The sequence below is a fragment of the Streptomyces sp. NPDC006335 genome, assembly GCF_040612795.1.
In the GTDB taxonomy this organism is placed as follows: domain Bacteria; phylum Actinomycetota; class Actinomycetes; order Streptomycetales; family Streptomycetaceae; genus Streptomyces.
Genome location: NZ_JBEXQX010000012.1, coordinates 202,159 through 218,224, shown reverse-complemented (window position 1 = coordinate 218,224; position 16,066 = coordinate 202,159). Strand labels below are relative to the sequence as shown.

Genomic DNA, 16,066 nt, shown 5'->3' with positions numbered 1-16,066 from the left:
TGCGCAGTCCGCGTCAGCCGGCGGCGCGCACAGGCGCGGGGGCCGGTTCCGGGGCCGTCTTCGGGACGTCGGCCTCGGCGACGCGGGTGTAGGGGATCTCCCCCCGCAGGACCGCGCCGACGGGCGCGGGCCGCATGATCCAGCGGATGACGATGAACATCACCTTGGAGACACTCAGAGGCTCTCGACCCGGCGCTTGATGCCCGTTCCGGTCTCACCGACAGCCTGGATGCCGAAGCCGAAGATGATCGACAGCATGAAGTCGGCGAAGCTCTCATGCTGAGCCGTGGCCGCCTCGGGCGGCCCCGACGTGCTCAGCGTGCTCGGGTCGACGTGCAGACCGTGGCCCGGCTTGACGACGTTGACGACGACCAGGCCGATGATCAGGGCGATGACCAGGGCGATGACCAGGGCGATCGTGGTCAGGATCTCGAAGTGGACCAGCGCCTTGAGCCCGACCCGGCCGACGGCCTTCATGCTCTCCAGGGACGAGATGCCGTGAACCACCGTCGCCCAGGGGCTTCAGCTCGGCGCCGAAAGACGGCCGGTGCCGCATCGAGCGGGAGGACTCGGTCGTCGCCCCGCTCGCCGACGACCCTCCGCATCGACCACAGGCCGGCGATACGGGCACTGCGCACAGTCAGCCGTTTCCCTGCCCCGGTCGTGCGGCGTGGCAAGGGGCCATCCGGTGGGGTTCCCGTCGAACCGGCCGAGCGTGCGCTCGGCCGGGCAGGCGGCGGGTCCCTCGTCCCGCGAAGCAACCCGTCCCCGTGCGCCCACACTCCCTACACCCTTTCTACAGAACAACCCATGTTTGACATGGTTATCCGAGAAACGACTCCGCCCTCCGACGGCTGGAACGGGAACTTTTGCCGGAGGGCTAGACACCGACCACGCTCATACTCGCTAATCCATCCCATGTATGAGGGAAGTGGATCGATGAGTGGGGCCCAACTGCCCCCCCGTTACCTTTTTCGCGGCTTCGCAATGGGGCCTCTGGCCTTCGGGTCCGGCATGACTTCCCCCTCCTGTTGTTGATGATCCGGGGGGGTGGTGTCACCGGGCTCGGAGGCATCGACGGACCGCTGATGAGGGGCTTGAGCACCGGCTTCACCCGGGCCGGAAGAGCTCTCCGTAACGTGGATGTGGCAGCTCGGTGCCGTGGCAGGCCGGACGAAGGCGTTATGGAGGAGCCTGCACGTGATCGACACCGGCGACATCGACGTCTTCCTCGGCCTGGACGTCGGCAAGGGCGAACACCACGCCACCGCCGTCACCCCGGTCGGGAAGAAGGCGTTCGACAAGCGCCTGCCCAACACCGAGCCCAAGCTCCGCGAGCTGTTCGCGAAACTCCAGGCCAAGCGCGGAACGGTACTGGTCGTGGTCGACCAGCCAGCCTCGATCGGACCTCTGCCGCTGGCAGTCGCGAAGGACATGGGCTGCCCGGTCGCCTACCTGCCCGGATTAACGATGCGGCGAATCGCCGACCTCTACCCAGGCGAAGCGAAGACGGACGCGAAGGACGCGTTCATCATCGCCGACGCCGCCCGCGCGATGCCCCACACCCTGCGGGCCATTGACGGCGAGGACGAGACGATCGCCGAGCTGGAGATGATCGTCGGCTTCGACGACCACCTGGCGGGCGAGGCCACCCGGGTCGCGAACCGGCTTCACGGCCTGCTCACCCAGATCCATCCGCCGCTGGAACGGGTCCTTGGCCCGCGGTTGCAGCACCCGGCCGTCCTCACGCTGCTGGAACGGTTCGGGTCACCAGCCCAGATCCGCAAGGCCGGCCGACGTCGTCTGGTCACCCTCCTGCGACCCAAGGCGCCGAGGATGGCTGAGCGGCTGGTCGAGGAGATCTTCACGGCACTCGACGAACAGACCGTCATCGTTCCCGGCACCGAGGCAGCCGCACTGATCGTCCCGAGCCTCGCTGGCTCGCTCACCGCCGTCCTTGACCAGCGCGAGCTGCTGGCCGGTCGGATTGAGGACTGCTGGAGGCTCACCCTCTTTCCAAGGTCCTGACGTCGATGCCGGGAGTCGGCGTCAGGACCGGAGCCCGCATCCTGATCGAGGTCGGCGACGGCCGCACCTTCCCGACCGCCGGCCACCTCGCCGCCTACGCGGGACTCGCCCCGGCGACCCGCAGTTCCGGGTCATCGATCCGTGGCGAACAGCCATCCAGACGGGGAAACAAGCAGCTCAAACGGGCCTTCTGCCTCTCCGCGTTCGCCGCCCTGGGCGACCCAGCATCGCGGGCCTACTACGACAAGAAGATCGCCTAGGGAAAGCACCACACCCAGGCCCTGCTCTGCCTCGCCCGACGCCGGGCCGACGTCCTCTTCGCCATGCTCTGCGACGGCACCTTCTACGAACCCCTGCCGTCGGCCGCAGTCACCTGATCAGCGGCTCTGCGAGGAGGACGACTCGATCAGCCTCGACATCGAAGCCGAGCACCGGATGGCCATAGTCACCCTCCGGATCCATCAGCACCGGCTTGCCCAACCGCCGCCCGATCTCCCGAAGGAAGCCGCAGAACACGTCAAGTCGGTCCTGACCCTGCAACTCCCGCAGGTCGACGTCGAAGTCGACTTCATCGTCGGCATGGAAACGGAAGATCGCCAACACATCGGCCGTCGGCCAGACCCGCAGGTCCGGGCACTCAGCATCCGCCGCACGGGACAACACGGCCTCCGCCCGGGGCACCGGAAGCACCGTCTCTCCTTCGGAGTACTGGCACTTCCAGCCCTTCTCCGCGACAAGATCGAGGACCGCCTGCCAGTCCTCCACCGAGGCACCAGGGACACGCACGTCCGGCAACGACCCCATCAAGTCCAGGTCGAAGAAGCACTTCACGTCATCCCACAGCAGGTCGCTCACCCCGCCATGCTGCCCGGATCGCCGACCCCACGCACCCCCGTTTCCCTTGACCAAAGAGATAGGGGCACCCCCCAAGAAGTGCAGGTGTGGCGGCTGACCGCCGCCCCGGACAGCCCCGTGTTCCGGACTTCCCTGGACAACCACGAACTCGGCCTCGCCCCGGCCCAACGCCTGGAGGGCCACACCCTGCGCCACCTGGAAGGCGGAACGGTCCACACCCTCGGCCTCGGCGCCGCCACACTCACGCCTGGCAGCCGAACGCCCAGGCCGACGTCGTACTCAGCCCCGACGGCCACACCCTGCGCCACCGCCGAACTCACCCACGACCGCTATCTCATCCGCCTCCGCAGCACGACCGACGGACGTGTGCTGCACACCCTCCCCTCACTCCCGGCCCGCCTACCGTCCCTACCGGCGCTCGACATCGACGTACGGCTCGTGTTCAGCACGGACGGAACCCGCCTCGGGTACGGCGTCACCGCGGCCGGACACACACTTTCCACCCAGTCCTTCACGCTCTGGGACGTGCCGCACGAGCGTGTCGTCACCGCACTCGACCTGCCCCGCCCGCCTCCGTGGCCGAGGCCGCGCTCGGCCCCCGGGCCGCACTCTGCACCTCACCCGCCTGGGCGATGACGCGATGACGACCGCATGGTCGGCGAGGTGTGGGACACCCGCACAGGACAGCGCACCCAGGTGCCTGGAGGCCCGGCGCGCACGACCCTGCGCTCCGCAGTGACGGACGGCTCCTCGCGGGCGACGGAACCGTGGCCCGCCCGCCGTCCTGGCAGGCGAGTGCGGTGGACCTCGTCCAGGGCAAGTCCGCTGGGGGCGCTGGTCTTCTCCCCCGACGGCTCCCGGCGGCGGCCGGCGACATGACCGGCCGGGTCACCCTGTGGGCCGGCGATCTCGCCACCGTCTCGCCGTGCTGCCCAACACCTTCCGACTGCCCTTCGGCAACCGGCTGGAGGCGATGTCGGCGCTCGCCCCCCAGTCCCGACGGGCGCACCCTGGCGGTCGGTGGGGACGGCGGCGGCCTGCAACTGTGGGACATGCCCACCACGCAGCCGATCGGCTCACTGCTCACCACCGTCGGCGAAGCGGTGTAACGCTCATGTTCGTCCCCGACGGCACCAGCGCCCGGCAGTTCGCTCTCGACCAGCTGGCGGCCTGGGGACTGGACGAGACGTCCTTCGTCACCGAACTCGTGGTCAGCGAGTTGGTCACCAACGCCATCAGATACGGCGAGCCCCCGGTCAGGCTCCGGCTCATTCGCGACACCGCCCTGATCTGCGAGGTCTCGGACGCCAGCAACACCGCACCGCACCTGCGCCGGGCTCGTGCCTTCGACGAGGGCGGACGGGGGCTGCTGCTCGTCGCCCAGCTCACCCAGGGCTGGGGCACCCGGCACACCTCGCAGGGCAAGACCATCTGGTGCGCGCAGTCCCTGGCGCACGATGTCACTGGGACATGAAAGAAACGGGTCGCCAAGACCGACGGCGCGTACTTCCTCATCACGGACTTCGCGATCAAGAACGTCAACACCGGCCTGGTCGTGGACGTCCGACTGGCGCAGACACCACCAGGCCACGGTGCGACGCTGTCACTACCCACGACGATCCGCGACGAACTCACCAGACAGATCACGAAACCGCGCCGGAGTACTGGGGAGAGCGTCGGCAGGGCCCGGGTCGCTGAGTCTGTCCGTCGCCTGAAAGGGCGGCCAGGAATTGCCGGGCCGCCGGCCCTTCGCACGGGGAGTGCGGGGCCGGGCGGCACCGGTCGGCGGTCAGGCTCCGGGGTGCAGGCCGAGCCAGCCCGGTGAGGGGTCGCCCTTCACCTCACCGAAGTACAGGGCGAAGGTCTGCTTCCAGCGCTCGATCGCCGCGCGGTCGGCCATGAAGCGAGGGAAGCCGTCGAGGTTGCCGTTGGGGTACTCCCAGACGGGCTTCAGCCCGGTCGGCGGGGTGACATCGGTGCGGACCGACCAGCCGTTGGTGGCGGCCTTCTGCTGCTCGACGGAGAGCCGCCAGTTCAGGTACAGCTTGGCGGCGGTGGGGTTCTTGGCCTGCTTGAGGATCGCGGCCCGCTGTCCCCAGGACATGAACGGCGCCTCTTCGGGCAGCACCCACTTGACCGGCCCGGTGGACAGCGGCGCGCCGGAGCCACCGATGCCGATCGCCTTCTGGCCGCTGGTGACGGCCGCGCTCGGGGTGTAGCTGCCGCGGGCGAACTGGAGGTCCTGGGTGGCCAGTCGAGCGAGCCAGTCCCAGCCGTACTTCTCCACGTAGAGGGTGTAGAGGTAGAGGACCGCGTCGTCGTCGTGCGGGTAGGAGGAGGCGATCTTCCCCTTCCAGCGGGAGTCGGCCAGGTCGAACGGACCGCTGGGGATGTCGGAGCCGACCGCGGCGGGACCGTACATGTAGCTGAAGGCACTGACCTGGACGGCGACCCACGCGCCGTGCGGGTCCTTGAAGGGAGCGTGGAGCTTGGAGAAACCGGCCGGCTTGTAGGCCAGCAGGCGGCCCTGCTCCTTCCAGCGCACGAAGTCCTGCACGGTCTGGAGCTGTACGACGTCGGGTATCAGGGTGTCGGTCGCGAACTGGTTGTCGACGCGGACGTCGTGGAACTTGCTGTAGTCGACGACCACCGTCAGGTCGATGTCCGGGAAGCGGCTCTTGAAGCCGTTGCGGATCCCGTCCGCCTGGCTGGAGATGTCACCACCGGCGTAGAGAACGAGCTTGCCGCCCTCCGCGAGGGCTGCCTGGTAGAGCTCGTCAAGGGTCCGCTTCTCCTCGGCACCGCCCGTCGCCACGCGGCCCGCGGAGGCCTGGCCGGTGGCGGCCTGAGCGGGGGTGACGGAGGCAGCGGCGACACCGAGACCGAGAGCGGCGCCCGCTCCGGTGGCAAGCAGACGGCGTCGGCTGGGAAGGCTGGTCATGGTGGGGGAAGCCTCTCTGTGTGTTCTGTTCGGTTGTCTGTGTGGTGCGGCTGGACCACGGCAGCGGAGCAGCACGGCGCCCGGGTACGGCACAGGTGCCGTGCTGCTGCGGTGGGGTCAGAACATGGTGTTGTCGTTGGCGCTCTTCTCGGGCACCTCCTGGATCACGTCCCAGTGCTCGACGATCTTTCCGTCGGCGACGCGCCAGAAGTCTGCGACGGCCATGCCCCGGTCGCCGGGCTTGAGGTGCAGGTTGCTGTGGGTGACCACCAAGTCCCCTTCGGCGATCACGCGCTTGATGTCCAGGCGCAGGTCGGGGAACTGCCCGCGCAGCCAGTGCACATAGCCGACGAAGGCACCCGGGCCGTCCTGCGCCTCGGGGTTGTGCTGGGTGTAGCTCTCGCCGAGGTGTGCGGTGGCGGCCGCCTCGGGTTGGTGGTCGTTGAATGCCTGCTCGTAGAAGGCGGTCACAAGTGCCTTGTTGCCCGCAGCGGACATGTCTGTCTCCTGCCTCGCGGTGGGTGGGTACGACTCAGCCGTTCATGGCCTCGCGGACGAGGGCCGTGTCGGCGAACTGCTCGAAGCGGACGATGAGTCCGCCCCGTACGACGAAGTGGTGCGCGACCCGGACGTCGATCGGTTTGCCCGTTGCCTTGTTGGTCGCGGTGTAGCGGGCCAGGACGACGACGTTCTCGCCGTCGACGACGTAGGCGTCGTCGTGGGCGGTCCAGCCGTCCCACTCCTTGCCCAGCTGCTCCATGACGTTCGAGGTGACGCCCTCGGGCGTGCGATAGGTCCCGGCCAGCGGGAAGCCGGCCATCTCCGTCCACTCGACATCGGGGGCGAGGGTGGCGCGCAGGGCGTCCAGGTCGCCGGCGGCCGAGGCCAGGTACTGGCGGCGGACGACGTCGGCGGGAGCCGTCGACGAGGCGAACTCGCTCACGGTCAGCCCCACTTCATCTCCCCCTTGGCGACCTTCGAGCCGATCTGGGCGGCGATCAGCATGCCGTTGTCCGGGAAGCGCCTGACCAGGGCGTCATTCAGCGCGGCACCGTCGGCGGCCTTGCCGAGCTCCTCCTCGAAGGCGATCAGGTAGTCGCGGGTGGCGGTGATGGCCGAGCCGTCGGCCGCGGTGCCGGGGAGGCGGTGGCCGGGGACGACCAGTTCCGGGTCGAGGGCGGCCATCTCGTCGAGCAGGTCGATCCAGGCGGCGCGGTCGCCGGGGGTGGGGGTGTCGGCGACCCAGACGTGCTCCCGCTGGAAGAGCAGGACCCCGCCGAGCAGGGCGCGGTGCTCGGCCTGCCAGAGGTAGTGACGGTCCGGCAGGCCGGCCGGGCCGCCCTTGAGCTCGAAGCGGTGGCCCTCCAGGGTGAGGCCGCCGGTCAGCGGCTCCAGGTCGACCAGGCGGGTGGGGAGGTTCGGGCCGAGAGCGGCCCAGGCCTTCAGCTTGCCCTCGTAGGAGTGCTTGATGTGCTCGATGACGATCGGGGTGGCGACGAACCTCGCCTCGGGGAAGGCGTCGGCGATCACCTCGGCGCCGAAGTAGAAGTCGGGGTCGCCGTGGGAGACGAAGACGGTGGTCAGCGTCTTGCCGGAGTCGAGGATCTCGGCGGCGATGCGGTGGCCGTCGGCGCGGGTGAAGGCGGCGTCCACCAGGAGCGCCTCGTTCTCGCCGGTGACGAGGGTGGCCGTCTTGTTCTTGCTGCCGGCCGGGAAGTCGAGGTCGAGGACTTTGAAGGAGAGAGTGCTCATGCGTGCTTCCTCGGGTGAAGGGTGATGGTCGGGGGAATCGCCTCGCGGCGAGGTGTACGGCGTGAACCGGCTCGAGGTGGGCAGCCCGTGTCGAGCTGGGGTTCAGCCTTGGGCGCCCTGCCGGTCGATCGGGTGGAGGCTGAGGACGTGGGGTCGGACGAGTGGGCGCCGTGTGCATCGCCGAGGTAGGGGCTGAGGCGGGCCTCGTAACGGTCGAGGGCAGCGCGGTCGCTCATGAACTGGTCGCGGCCGAGCGGGTTCATGGTGGCGTGGTGGAAGATGCCCTTGCGGTTGGCGCGCGGGGTGACGTCCGTGCGAACGCGGTTGCGTGCTTCTGCGCATCGCTGGACAGCGGCCGGCTCGGGTACGGCTTGACGGCGGCCTGATGCGGAGCCTCCTTGAGGAGGAGCGCCGGTCTGCGGCCAGGCCACCCGGGGGGACTCGCGGGGCCGGGTGAGCGTCGAGAGACCGCTGGCGCTGTCGCCGGTGCCGCAGTCCGCTACGTGATCGCCGGTTCCACTAGGCCGGCGGAGGCTCGGGTGCCCCGCACGACCCTCGGGTGCTGGGCGAGCGGCTTCTTCAGGGTCGTCGAGGGTCTGCGGGTGGACGACATCGCCGACCGCGTGGTGCTCGGCGGCCTGACGGTCGCCGCGGGCGTCATGGTTCTGGCTGAAGTCGACGATGTCGACCTTCGTCTTGGGGACCGTCTTCGCGAACGCGTTCTTGAGGTAGTCGTCCTGCCCAGACCTGTCACCACCGGTGTAGACACCGAGCCGGCCGCCTTCGGCCACGGCCTGCCGGTACCGCGCCCACAGCTGGGCCTCCTCGGTTGAGCCGGTCCGCTCGGCAGTGGAGGAGGTGGCGGCGTCCGCCGAGGTGGGCGCGACGGACAGGCCGGACGCGAGGAGGCCGGCCGTGGGCGCTTCGGTGCCGAAGGCAGCCAGGACGCACTTTCTCATGGGGCGGACTCCACATCTGCGGGGTGGACACGGCGAAGTATCTGCCGACGCAGACAATATATCTGCTGAAGCAGATATTGCAACGGCAGATTCTGCCTCTCATGCCCTTCTGTCATCCTTGAGGAGTGAACGAGCAACTGCTGAACGACGACGACGTGACACTCTTCGGTCTCTTCGTGGAGGCCTACAGCCGTATCAAGCCGCTGGTGAACCGCGATCTCGATATACCGCAGACCTGGTTCGAAGTGCTGCTGCGTCTGGGCCGCACCCCCGGCCACCAGCTCCGCATGACGGACCTGGCAGAGGCCGTGTCCTTCAGCTCGGGCGGCTTCACCCGGCTCGCCGACCGCATGGAAAAGGAAGGACTCATCCGCCGCGACCCCGATCCTGCCGACCGACGAGCCGCACTCGCCGTACTGACCGACAAGGGCGGTCAGGCGCTCGACCACGCACTGACCGCCCACGTCTCCCACCTGCGCAACCACGTCGCCGGACCACTCTCGACCGAGGACCGCCGCCACCTCGAGCGCATCCTGCGCACGCTCCGCGACGCGAACACGTAAGTTCCTGTCCTGGATCCGGATCACCGTCGTTTTTGATCCCTGGTCGTGAGGTGGCCCGTTGCCGCAGACGATGGCGGCGGAGGCACGGTTTCGTTCGGGTGGATGCAGGTCCAGGCGGTGGCGGAGGCGTCAGCAGACCCGTGAGCGCGCGAGTCATTGCGACGCAGCGTGGCGAGCAAGCGGAGTGCCCGGTATGTGGCAGGTCGTGGACGGTGGGGGTGGAGCGGTCGAGGGCGGTTGCGTACTGCTGGGACCGTTGCCGGTGCGGGCCTGCCGTCAGCGACGGGCGTCGCGGAACGGCGATACGCCAACGCCGCGGCCGAACGCATCGCGAACACCTCGAACGCCCTGTGTCCTGCAGGGCAGTCGGGAACGACTGACACATGCCTCGCGCGCCCGGGTCACGGAAGAACGCGCGCGGCACCTTGAGGTAACCGGACTTCGACTGTCGGCGACTTCTCGCGGTGGACGCGTGACATGCGGCCTCAAGGACGACCGGCCCCGGGCGCGCAGGTCTGGCGGGGCTCGGTGGTCGGGGATGTTCGGCGTCCAGCCGGCGACCGACCTTGGCGAGCACGCCGCGGCAGCTGCCTCCCGGCGTCCTGGGCCCCGCTGGGCCTACGACGGCCGTCACGACCCGGTGCCAGGCCCAGAGCCTCACCAACAGCCCCGACCACGAGGTCACCGTTCCTGCGCGGAAAGGCGCGGGCACCGTCACGGAGGGCGTCAGCATCCAACGGGCATAGCGCAGCAGGTGCTTCATCAGCCCTGGCCGGGCGTGACCGGCCTGTTCAGCCAGTTGCCGGCCGTGCTTCCGTTCGGTAGCCGACAGCAGTCCCAGCACATAGGCGCGGGCGGTGGCCGAACCGCCCGGCGATACGAGCCATGACCTGGTCGATCAACACCCGTCAGCGGGCAGGGGCAACGCTGTGGTCCGCGGAGTACTAGTCGGCCACTGATTTGAGGCCGCACCCTGCACCCAACCAGCCCCCGAGTTTGTTCAATGCGTACACACGGCACCTGACCTGCGGAAATGAAGAGCGGCAGACGAGTCGGGCTGTACGCCGGGTATTCCTGACGCACCTTTCTGACCTGCGGCTTCGTGGGGCGTATCGGTTGTGACCTGCTAGGACGGGTTGCAGAGGCGACCGGAGGCAGTCAGAGGAAACCGCTCTGATTCGACCCCGATTCGAACCGAGCTGCTCGGAGTCAGTCAGAGGCAATCGCCCTCTGTCTGGCCCCGAATCGGCCGAGGTCGGGGCGGTGTCGAACGGGTCAGGACTCCTCTGGCGGCCCTCCGAGTCGTTCTTGGTCGAGCCACGATGGGGACGCCTGCCTCTGATGCGGGGCCAGGCATACGAAGGCCTCCAGGACGGCAATCCTGGAGGCTTCGCTTGGCACCGATTGGAGGTCGGTTCCGGACGCCACCCATGGTTTTAGCGGGCCCAGGTGGCGTCCACGTCCTTGCGAGACGACCCCACAGTGCCACACCACACCCACCAGGCAGACTCACCCCGACGACCAATTCACCCGAGCGAGCGACTGGGCCTTCACCGGCTGCCTCCGGCTGCGGCTGACCTTGTCCTGCTCGGAGACCTCACCGGCCGCTACGCGGCGGGAAGTTACAGCAGGCTCGGCTCCGACGGCCGGAGCGTGGTCCTGCGAGGGGACCGTCAGGGCGCGGCCGAGCACGGGCACCGGGTCACCGCGGCCATCGCCTGCCACGTCGCCCGCGCCGGCGGAAGCGTCGATGAGCTGACCGGGCTGCTGCTCCACCCCGACCACGAGGGCGGTCGGCACGCCCGGCACATCGCGCTGCGCTCCGGGCAGGCGCGCGCTCTGGACTACATCCGCAGGGTGTGGGTCAGCGCCTCCGCCGCGGTCGCCAGCACGCGGGTCCTGGAGTCGCGCCAGCACGTGTACGAGGTTCTCGCCGCGCTGAGGGACCGGACCGAAACGACCCCCTGGCGCGGGGAGCGGGGGCGGACCGCGCTGCGGGTACTGCGGGCGCATCTGAACTTCGCCGAGACCGCGGGTGGCCTCCTGCACCACGCCAGTGAGCGCCAGACCGCCGAGGAAGCCGGGGTCTCCCGGACGACGCTGCGGGTGGTCTACGAGACGGTCCTCAAGCCGCAAGGTTGGTTGCGCCGCCTGCGGGTCGGCCACGGCCGGGAGGGATCCACCTGGTACCTCGGCGACGGCAGTGCCGACCATCACGGCACCCCCACTTCGTTGTCTCCTTTCCGGACCACTCAGTACCCCCCCGACCCGGCACTTGAGGAGTGGCCCACCCCTGAGACAGGAACAGCGGCCGACATCGATTCCACCGTCATCGGCCGTTTGATGGGCCATGACGCCTTCGCCCACCACGGCCTCGGCAGCTCCGCCCTCATGATCATCGGCGCGCTGCACGCCCGGCCGGCCCAGACCATCAGCGAGCTCGTCGGCTCAGCATCGGTGTCCCGGGCCACCGCCTACCGGACCTTGCGACGCCTGGCCGACCACGGCCTCGTACACCACAGCGGAGAGACCTGGAGCCTCGCGCCTCGCGCGCTGGAGGGCTTCGGTAACGGCCTTCCAGACGCTGTGACCAACGAGGTCGGAAAACCGGCTCAGGGCTGGGACTCGGTCGCAAAGCGGCATGGAACCACGGGCATCGCGGCCCGGCGCAAGGCGCTGCACGCTGCCGAGCGCGCCGCGTACCGGGAGGCACTGGAGCGGCTGTCGGAGCACCGCAGCAAGGCCGTGGTGATCGTCCGCGACGGCCACCAGATCCTCGTCCCGGCGCCCCGCCCAGACGAGATCCCCTCCGCCTGGCACGCCCCCAGTGGGCGCGTCCTCGACCCGGTCACCGGTCGCGCCGCTCCCGACTGGCGGATCGCCACCGATGGACGACTGATCCTCATCACCCCTGCCGACCAGCGCAGTTACGACGAGCTGGCCGCCGCCCATGCCGAAGCCCTCAGCGAATGGGAGTCCGCAGCATGAACCCAGAACCCCCAGTCACCTCCGATACGAGCGAGGCGGTGACACCCGAATCCCTGCGCAAGCAGTACGAGTCCGGAGCCACCGTCGACGAACTCGTCGCCGCCAGTGGGTTGTCGTACGGCACGGTCCTCAACCGGCTGCACGAGGCCGGGACCGAGATGCGCACGTCGTGGCAGACCCGCAGGATGCGCCAGGACCCGCAGACGCGCCAACGTCTCGCGGCCCACCTGCGCGCCCTCTACGAGCAGCACGGCGCGACCCTCACCGAGCTCGCCGCGGCGGGGGCTGGGACAAGGCGTGCTGCCCGGCGCCTGCTGATCGAGGCCGGCGGCACCGTGCGCACCACGCAGCAAACGCTGCGGATGCGCGCCGCAGCGCGGGCCGCCGAGCGGCAGAAGCTCGCGCTGTTCCTGCGGGCACGGTACGAGGCCGGCGCCACCGTGCCGGAGCTCGCTGAGGACAGCAACTACTCGGTGGCCACGGTCTACCGGCTCCTGCACCAGGCCCGCACTCCCATGCGGCCACAGCACAATCACGGCCCGGCCCGCGACATGAAGAAGCGGCCATGAGCGCCTCCGTCCTCGCAGGTGTCCCCCGCGGTGCCGCTCGGCTGAACTACCCGCCCATCCACCATCCCGGCCGCAGTTGCGCAGCAAGGGCACCCCCGCTCCCCCGCAGGCAGGCCCAGAAGCCTGCGTCGACGCCGTCGACAACTCCGCCGAGTCAACGCACCTTTCCAGTTTCAGGAGATCAAGCACACGTGAACGAGAACACCCGTATCAAGACCCTGGCGGCGGCCACAGCCCACGCTTGGGACGCCTTCGTGATCGTTGTCGGCATGCTCAAGGGCGGCACCGGCAAGACCACCTCCGCCTGGTTCATCGCCCTCTACTACGCCGTCGTACTGGGACTGCCGACGCTGCTGCTGGACGCCGACGCGACCAGCCAGTCCGCCTGGGACTGGTTCAAGGTCGCCCAGGCCGAGGGCTTCGACATCCCCGCCAACCTGGTGGTCGAGCGGTACCCCTTCGACGACATCGCCGAGTACATCCGCGCCAAGCGCGCCGAGTTCGGCGCGATCGTGGTCGATGCCGGCGGCGGCAGCGCCCGCATCTTCCACGAGGCTGTCACCGAGGCGAACCGGCTGATCGTGCCGGTCGCCCCCACCAAGATCGAGCGCCGCAAGCTCGTGGCCACCTTCGACGAGGCCGAGCGCGCCGCCGCCCGCAACGAGCGCGACGTCACCGCACACGTGGTCCTGGTCAAGGCTGACGACCGCACCAGCCTGCCCCGCAACGCGAAGGACAAGCTGCTGGAGCCCGTCGAGGGCGAGGGCATCGGCCCGGACCGCGACGAGCCGTTCCCGCTCGCCGAGACGACCATCCACTCCTGGGTCCACTACATGGAGGCCTTCGGCGAGATCCCGACCGAGCTGAGCGAGTACGCCGAACTGATGAAGGAGCTCACGGCATGAGCGAGCGCATGAAGCCCCCAGCCCGCCGTACTGGTCGCACCCTAGGCGGCGGATCCAAGACGGCGAGCCCGCCGCCCCCTCCCCCGGCTGCCGAGCTCACCCCCGATCAGTACGCCGCCGAACAGGCCGCCGCCCAGGGTAAAGGCCGTCCCACTGCGGGCGAGCCGCAGGTTCAGCCTGCTCCTTCGACCTTTCCCGACCCCGAGGGGTCGGTGCAGGACCGGACCGAGGCGGTGCCCGAAGTGGCGCAGGCCCCCACCCAGCCGACTGCCGGGGCACCGAGCGGTCCCGTGCCGGAGCCAGCTGCCAGTCAGCCGGTTCACGCAGCCGTCGTCGCCCCTGAGGCGGGGACCGGGGCCGGTGGGGAGCCGGTGGAACGGCAGATGCCGCCTGCGGTCCCGGTTGCCGAGCCTGGAGCACCTGCGGTCCAGCCCAAGCAGCCGGCCGAAGATGGCGCGCAGCACGGGCCGTCCCCTGTCACGTCCGCGGCTACTGGGGCGGCTCCGGCCGCCGAGGTGGCGGTTCGCCCCGCCGTTCCTCCGGTGGCAGGCGGTACGGCGTTCCCGGTTAGGACCGATGGCCCGGGGGCTCACCAGGAACAGCACGCTCGATCGCAGGAGGCGCCCAGCGAGGGTGCGCCGTACGCTCACGGTCCCGGTCGTCCCGCGGGCGTTCCCGAGGTCGCCGTCGTTCTCAACCAGCGCATCATCGCGCGGGAAAGTCTCGACTCGTCGGTCCCCGCCGCGCTGAAGCTCAAGAAGCGGATCAAGCGCTTCGCGCTGGACAACGAACTCGATCACCTGCCCATCGGCGACATCGTCTCGGTCGCGCTGGACGAATGGCTCACCGCCCGCGGCTTCTGAACCCGGCCGAAAACGCACGGGGCGGCCGCCCCCACATCCGGGTCCGGCCGCCCCTCCCACCGACTATCCCAATAGCCCGTTAGGCGGCTAGCTATCCGCCTAGCCGACCAACCGGAGGAGCTCTCGTGCCTGATCACTCCCTCTACGCCCACCGGCTGCGGGAAATCGCCGACGCGCTCGACGCCGAGCCCCAGCCAACCGACGACGCCCTTACGCCGCACCCGGACACTTTGGGGGTCATCAGCAACCGGCACACCAAACGCGGACAACTCAACTACGCCGTCCCCGAGGCACTGGAGCTCCAGCGCCGAATCCGCCGTTTCCATGCCGACACCGGCCTACCGCACGGGGACATCATGGCGCTGGCCGTCGACACCTGGCTCCGCGCCAAAGGCTACCCGCCAGGCCTCACCCCGGCCAAGACGACGCCGACATGACCAGGCAGATCGACGAACTACACGCTAGTCCTGCTGTCCTAGATGCCAACCACGCCTCAACTCGGCTACCGGGACAGCGCCCGAAACGTCCGCCGCCGGCTGGGACCCTACGGGGAGCGGAGCCCTCCTTGCGCGGCCTACCGCGGACACCCATCATCCGATGCGCCGTCACCTGGCTCACCCGCCATCGAGCTGACCAGCGAGGAAGCACTCCGTCTGAAACAACTGCTGGAGTGATGCTCCGAACTGGGCGCCACCGCCCACTACGCGCATGTTCCAGGTCGTGGGAGCCAGCGCCGGAACAGGGGCTTCTTTATCTCGTCTTCCTTCTGCTCTCCAAAGCGTGACGAGGCGGAACGAGACGCGCTGGAGACGCACGGTGCAACGGATGCCGACTACCGACGGCAACTATGGGCTGTCCCCTAAGAGATCTCCGAGTGGCCTGGGCTGTGATCGCCCGAGGTACGGGCCACTTTCCTATCCGGCGAGGGTGAGGTTACGTGGTCGGGCGATGCCGAGCATGGCGTGGTGGACGCCGTCGCCCTTGAGACGGCAGGCGCGGAGGATCTTCCATGCATTCATGCGGGCGAAGACGTGCTCGATGCGGGCCCGGCCTGCTTGTGGGATCGTATGTGCTCCCGCGTGCCTGCTTCGCCAATGTCGACGGCAAGCCCCACTACTTCCAGGGCGACGGCTGGGCACCATCATGACCAGCAAGTGCCGGCACACCACGCTCAAGACCCCGGCACCCTGCAGGACCGACGGGCTTCCTCGTCTCAGACGAGCAGGGCAGCGTCGTCTCGTGCTGCGGCGTTCACATCGGTACGGCCGTTGCTGAGCCCGACGTGGTCTACACGGTGATCCGCAGGACCGACGACACCGCAGCCATGCCTCTTGGCCAGCTCCTGAACGGGGCTGCGAGAGTGCGGCCTGGAACTCGGATGTCAGTGGCCCCTGCGATGATCCCCCGTCATGGGGAGATATACGTGGGGAGACATGACCAGCGGCGTGACGCCCGCAACCACTCCGGCTGACAAACGCCACCCTGCCGACGATCAGGCGACAACCCCGCCCTCAGAGGTGGGCAACGTTCCTGCTTCGCACAGGGTGAGTGGATCGTGAGCGCGTCGAGGGCGAGCTCCATGCGAGCCGACGCACTGTTCCGAGCGCGCGTGGCCGACCTGGGTGGCGAGGTCCTCGAACCCG

The 16,066-nt window shown here is 69.2% G+C and carries 15 protein-coding genes and 3 pseudogenes; 9 read left to right on the top strand and 9 right to left on the bottom strand.

Annotated features, from left to right (window positions below; translation table 11 throughout):
* Positions 1 to 13: 13 nt before the first annotated feature.
* Both ABZ098_RS29935 and ABZ098_RS29930 read right to left on the bottom strand, forming a co-directional pair.
* Complete coding sequence (locus ABZ098_RS29935) at positions 14 to 160, bottom strand: hypothetical protein (protein WP_356596395.1); 147 nt, start codon at positions 158 to 160, stop codon at positions 14 to 16.
* 14 nt (positions 161 to 174) lie between these two features.
* Positions 175 to 507 carry a cation:dicarboxylase symporter family transporter gene (locus ABZ098_RS29930; protein ID WP_356596393.1) on the bottom strand — a complete coding sequence of 111 codons (333 nt, stop codon included), beginning with the start codon at positions 505 to 507 and terminating at the stop codon, positions 175 to 177.
* A gap of 696 nt (positions 508 to 1,203) precedes the next feature.
* On the opposite strand from ABZ098_RS29930, the pseudogene ABZ098_RS29925 reads away from it, so the two are divergent.
* Positions 1,204 to 2,405 (top strand): annotated as a pseudogene (locus tag ABZ098_RS29925) (IS110 family transposase).
* On the opposite strand, the gene ABZ098_RS29920 reads toward ABZ098_RS29925, so the two are convergent.
* Complete coding sequence (locus ABZ098_RS29920) at positions 2,398 to 2,883, bottom strand: hypothetical protein (protein ID WP_356596391.1); 486 nt, start codon at positions 2,881 to 2,883, stop codon at positions 2,398 to 2,400. The pseudogene ABZ098_RS29925 and the gene ABZ098_RS29920 overlap by 8 nt on opposite strands.
* 84 nt (positions 2,884 to 2,967) lie before the next feature.
* Here ABZ098_RS29920 and ABZ098_RS29915 point away from each other — a divergent pair, with 84 nt between their 5' ends.
* Positions 2,968 to 3,519, top strand: coding sequence for a hypothetical protein (locus tag ABZ098_RS29915; protein WP_356596389.1), 552 nt, complete (start codon positions 2,968 to 2,970; stop codon positions 3,517 to 3,519).
* Between the two features lie 502 nt (positions 3,520 to 4,021).
* Positions 4,022 to 4,357, top strand: a pseudogene (locus tag ABZ098_RS29910) (ATP-binding protein); the annotation flags it as partial.
* A 315-nt stretch (positions 4,358 to 4,672) separates the two neighbouring features.
* On the opposite strand, the gene ABZ098_RS29905 reads toward ABZ098_RS29910, so the two are convergent.
* From ABZ098_RS29905 to ABZ098_RS29885, 5 genes are all read right to left on the bottom strand, one after another.
* Positions 4,673 to 5,824 carry an ABC transporter substrate-binding protein gene (locus ABZ098_RS29905; protein WP_356596387.1) on the bottom strand — a complete coding sequence of 384 codons (1,152 nt, stop codon included), beginning with the start codon at positions 5,822 to 5,824 and terminating at the stop codon, positions 4,673 to 4,675.
* Positions 5,825 to 5,941: 117 nt separating this feature from the next.
* The gene (locus tag ABZ098_RS29900; protein ID WP_356596385.1) at positions 5,942 to 6,322 is read right to left on the bottom strand and encodes a nuclear transport factor 2 family protein; all 381 of its coding nucleotides are present in this window, start codon (positions 6,320 to 6,322) and stop codon (positions 5,942 to 5,944) included.
* Positions 6,323 to 6,356: 34 nt separating this feature from the next.
* A complete protein-coding gene (locus ABZ098_RS29895) occupies positions 6,357 to 6,779 on the bottom strand; it encodes a nuclear transport factor 2 family protein (RefSeq protein WP_356596383.1) in 423 nt (140 codons plus the stop codon).
* Positions 6,770 to 7,576 (bottom strand): MBL fold metallo-hydrolase, encoded by an 807-nt coding sequence (locus ABZ098_RS29890; RefSeq protein ID WP_356596381.1) that lies wholly within the window; start codon positions 7,574 to 7,576, stop codon positions 6,770 to 6,772. Before ABZ098_RS29890 ends, ABZ098_RS29895 begins: the two co-directional genes overlap by 10 nt.
* Positions 7,573 to 8,535, bottom strand: coding sequence for a hypothetical protein (locus ABZ098_RS29885; protein WP_356596379.1), 963 nt, complete (start codon positions 8,533 to 8,535; stop codon positions 7,573 to 7,575). The genes ABZ098_RS29890 and ABZ098_RS29885 overlap by 4 nt, the downstream gene beginning before the upstream one ends.
* Positions 8,536 to 8,660: 125 nt before the next feature.
* On the opposite strand from ABZ098_RS29885, the gene ABZ098_RS29880 reads away from it, so the two are divergent.
* The 6 genes from ABZ098_RS29880 to ABZ098_RS29855 all read left to right on the top strand — a co-directional run bounded on the left by ABZ098_RS29880 (position 8,661) and on the right by ABZ098_RS29855 (position 14,860).
* Entirely contained in the window at positions 8,661 to 9,098 is a 438-nt protein-coding gene (locus tag ABZ098_RS29880) for a MarR family transcriptional regulator (RefSeq protein ID WP_356596377.1), read from the top strand.
* A 1,653-nt stretch (positions 9,099 to 10,751) separates the two neighbouring features.
* Complete coding sequence (locus tag ABZ098_RS29875) at positions 10,752 to 12,086, top strand: helix-turn-helix domain-containing protein (protein ID WP_356596375.1); 1,335 nt, start codon at positions 10,752 to 10,754, stop codon at positions 12,084 to 12,086.
* On the top strand, positions 12,068 to 12,655 hold the full coding sequence (locus ABZ098_RS29870; RefSeq protein WP_356596373.1) for a helix-turn-helix domain containing protein: 588 nt from the start codon (positions 12,068 to 12,070) through the stop codon (positions 12,653 to 12,655). The genes ABZ098_RS29875 and ABZ098_RS29870 overlap by 19 nt, the downstream gene beginning before the upstream one ends.
* Before the next feature lie 191 nt (positions 12,656 to 12,846).
* Positions 12,847 to 13,560, top strand: a complete 714-nt coding sequence (locus tag ABZ098_RS29865) for a ParA family protein (RefSeq protein ID WP_356596371.1) — start codon at positions 12,847 to 12,849, stop codon at positions 13,558 to 13,560.
* Positions 13,557 to 14,423: a hypothetical protein gene (locus ABZ098_RS29860; protein WP_356596369.1), complete on the top strand. Its 867-nt coding sequence runs from the start codon at positions 13,557 to 13,559 to the stop codon at positions 14,421 to 14,423. Before ABZ098_RS29865 ends, ABZ098_RS29860 begins: the two co-directional genes overlap by 4 nt.
* A 125-nt stretch (positions 14,424 to 14,548) precedes the next feature.
* Positions 14,549 to 14,860 carry a hypothetical protein gene (locus ABZ098_RS29855; protein ID WP_356596367.1) on the top strand — a complete coding sequence of 104 codons (312 nt, stop codon included), beginning with the start codon at positions 14,549 to 14,551 and terminating at the stop codon, positions 14,858 to 14,860.
* A 477-nt stretch (positions 14,861 to 15,337) separates the two neighbouring features.
* On the opposite strand, the pseudogene ABZ098_RS29850 reads toward ABZ098_RS29855, so the two are convergent.
* Positions 15,338 to 15,472: pseudogene (locus ABZ098_RS29850) on the bottom strand (IS5/IS1182 family transposase); the annotation flags it as partial.
* Positions 15,473 to 16,066: the final 594 nt, after the last annotated feature.

Excerpts from the sequence above, each read along its gene's own strand:
- ABZ098_RS29890 (WP_356596381.1), bottom strand. The coding sequence starts at position 7,576 with ATGAGCACTCTCTCCTTCAAAGTCCTCGACCTCGACTTCCCGGCCGGC.
- ABZ098_RS29900 (WP_356596385.1), bottom strand. The coding sequence starts at position 6,322 with ATGTCCGCTGCGGGCAACAAGGCACTTGTGACCGCCTTCTACGAGCAG.
- ABZ098_RS29905 (WP_356596387.1), bottom strand. The coding sequence starts at position 5,824 with ATGACCAGCCTTCCCAGCCGACGCCGTCTGCTTGCCACCGGAGCGGGC.
- ABZ098_RS29935 (WP_356596395.1), bottom strand. The coding sequence starts at position 160 with ATGTTCATCGTCATCCGCTGGATCATGCGGCCCGCGCCCGTCGGCGCG.
- ABZ098_RS29870 (WP_356596373.1), top strand. The coding sequence starts at position 12,068 with ATGGGAGTCCGCAGCATGAACCCAGAACCCCCAGTCACCTCCGATACG.
- ABZ098_RS29885 (WP_356596379.1), bottom strand. The coding sequence starts at position 8,535 with ATGAGAAAGTGCGTCCTGGCTGCCTTCGGCACCGAAGCGCCCACGGCC.
- ABZ098_RS29860 (WP_356596369.1), top strand. The coding sequence starts at position 13,557 with ATGAGCGAGCGCATGAAGCCCCCAGCCCGCCGTACTGGTCGCACCCTA.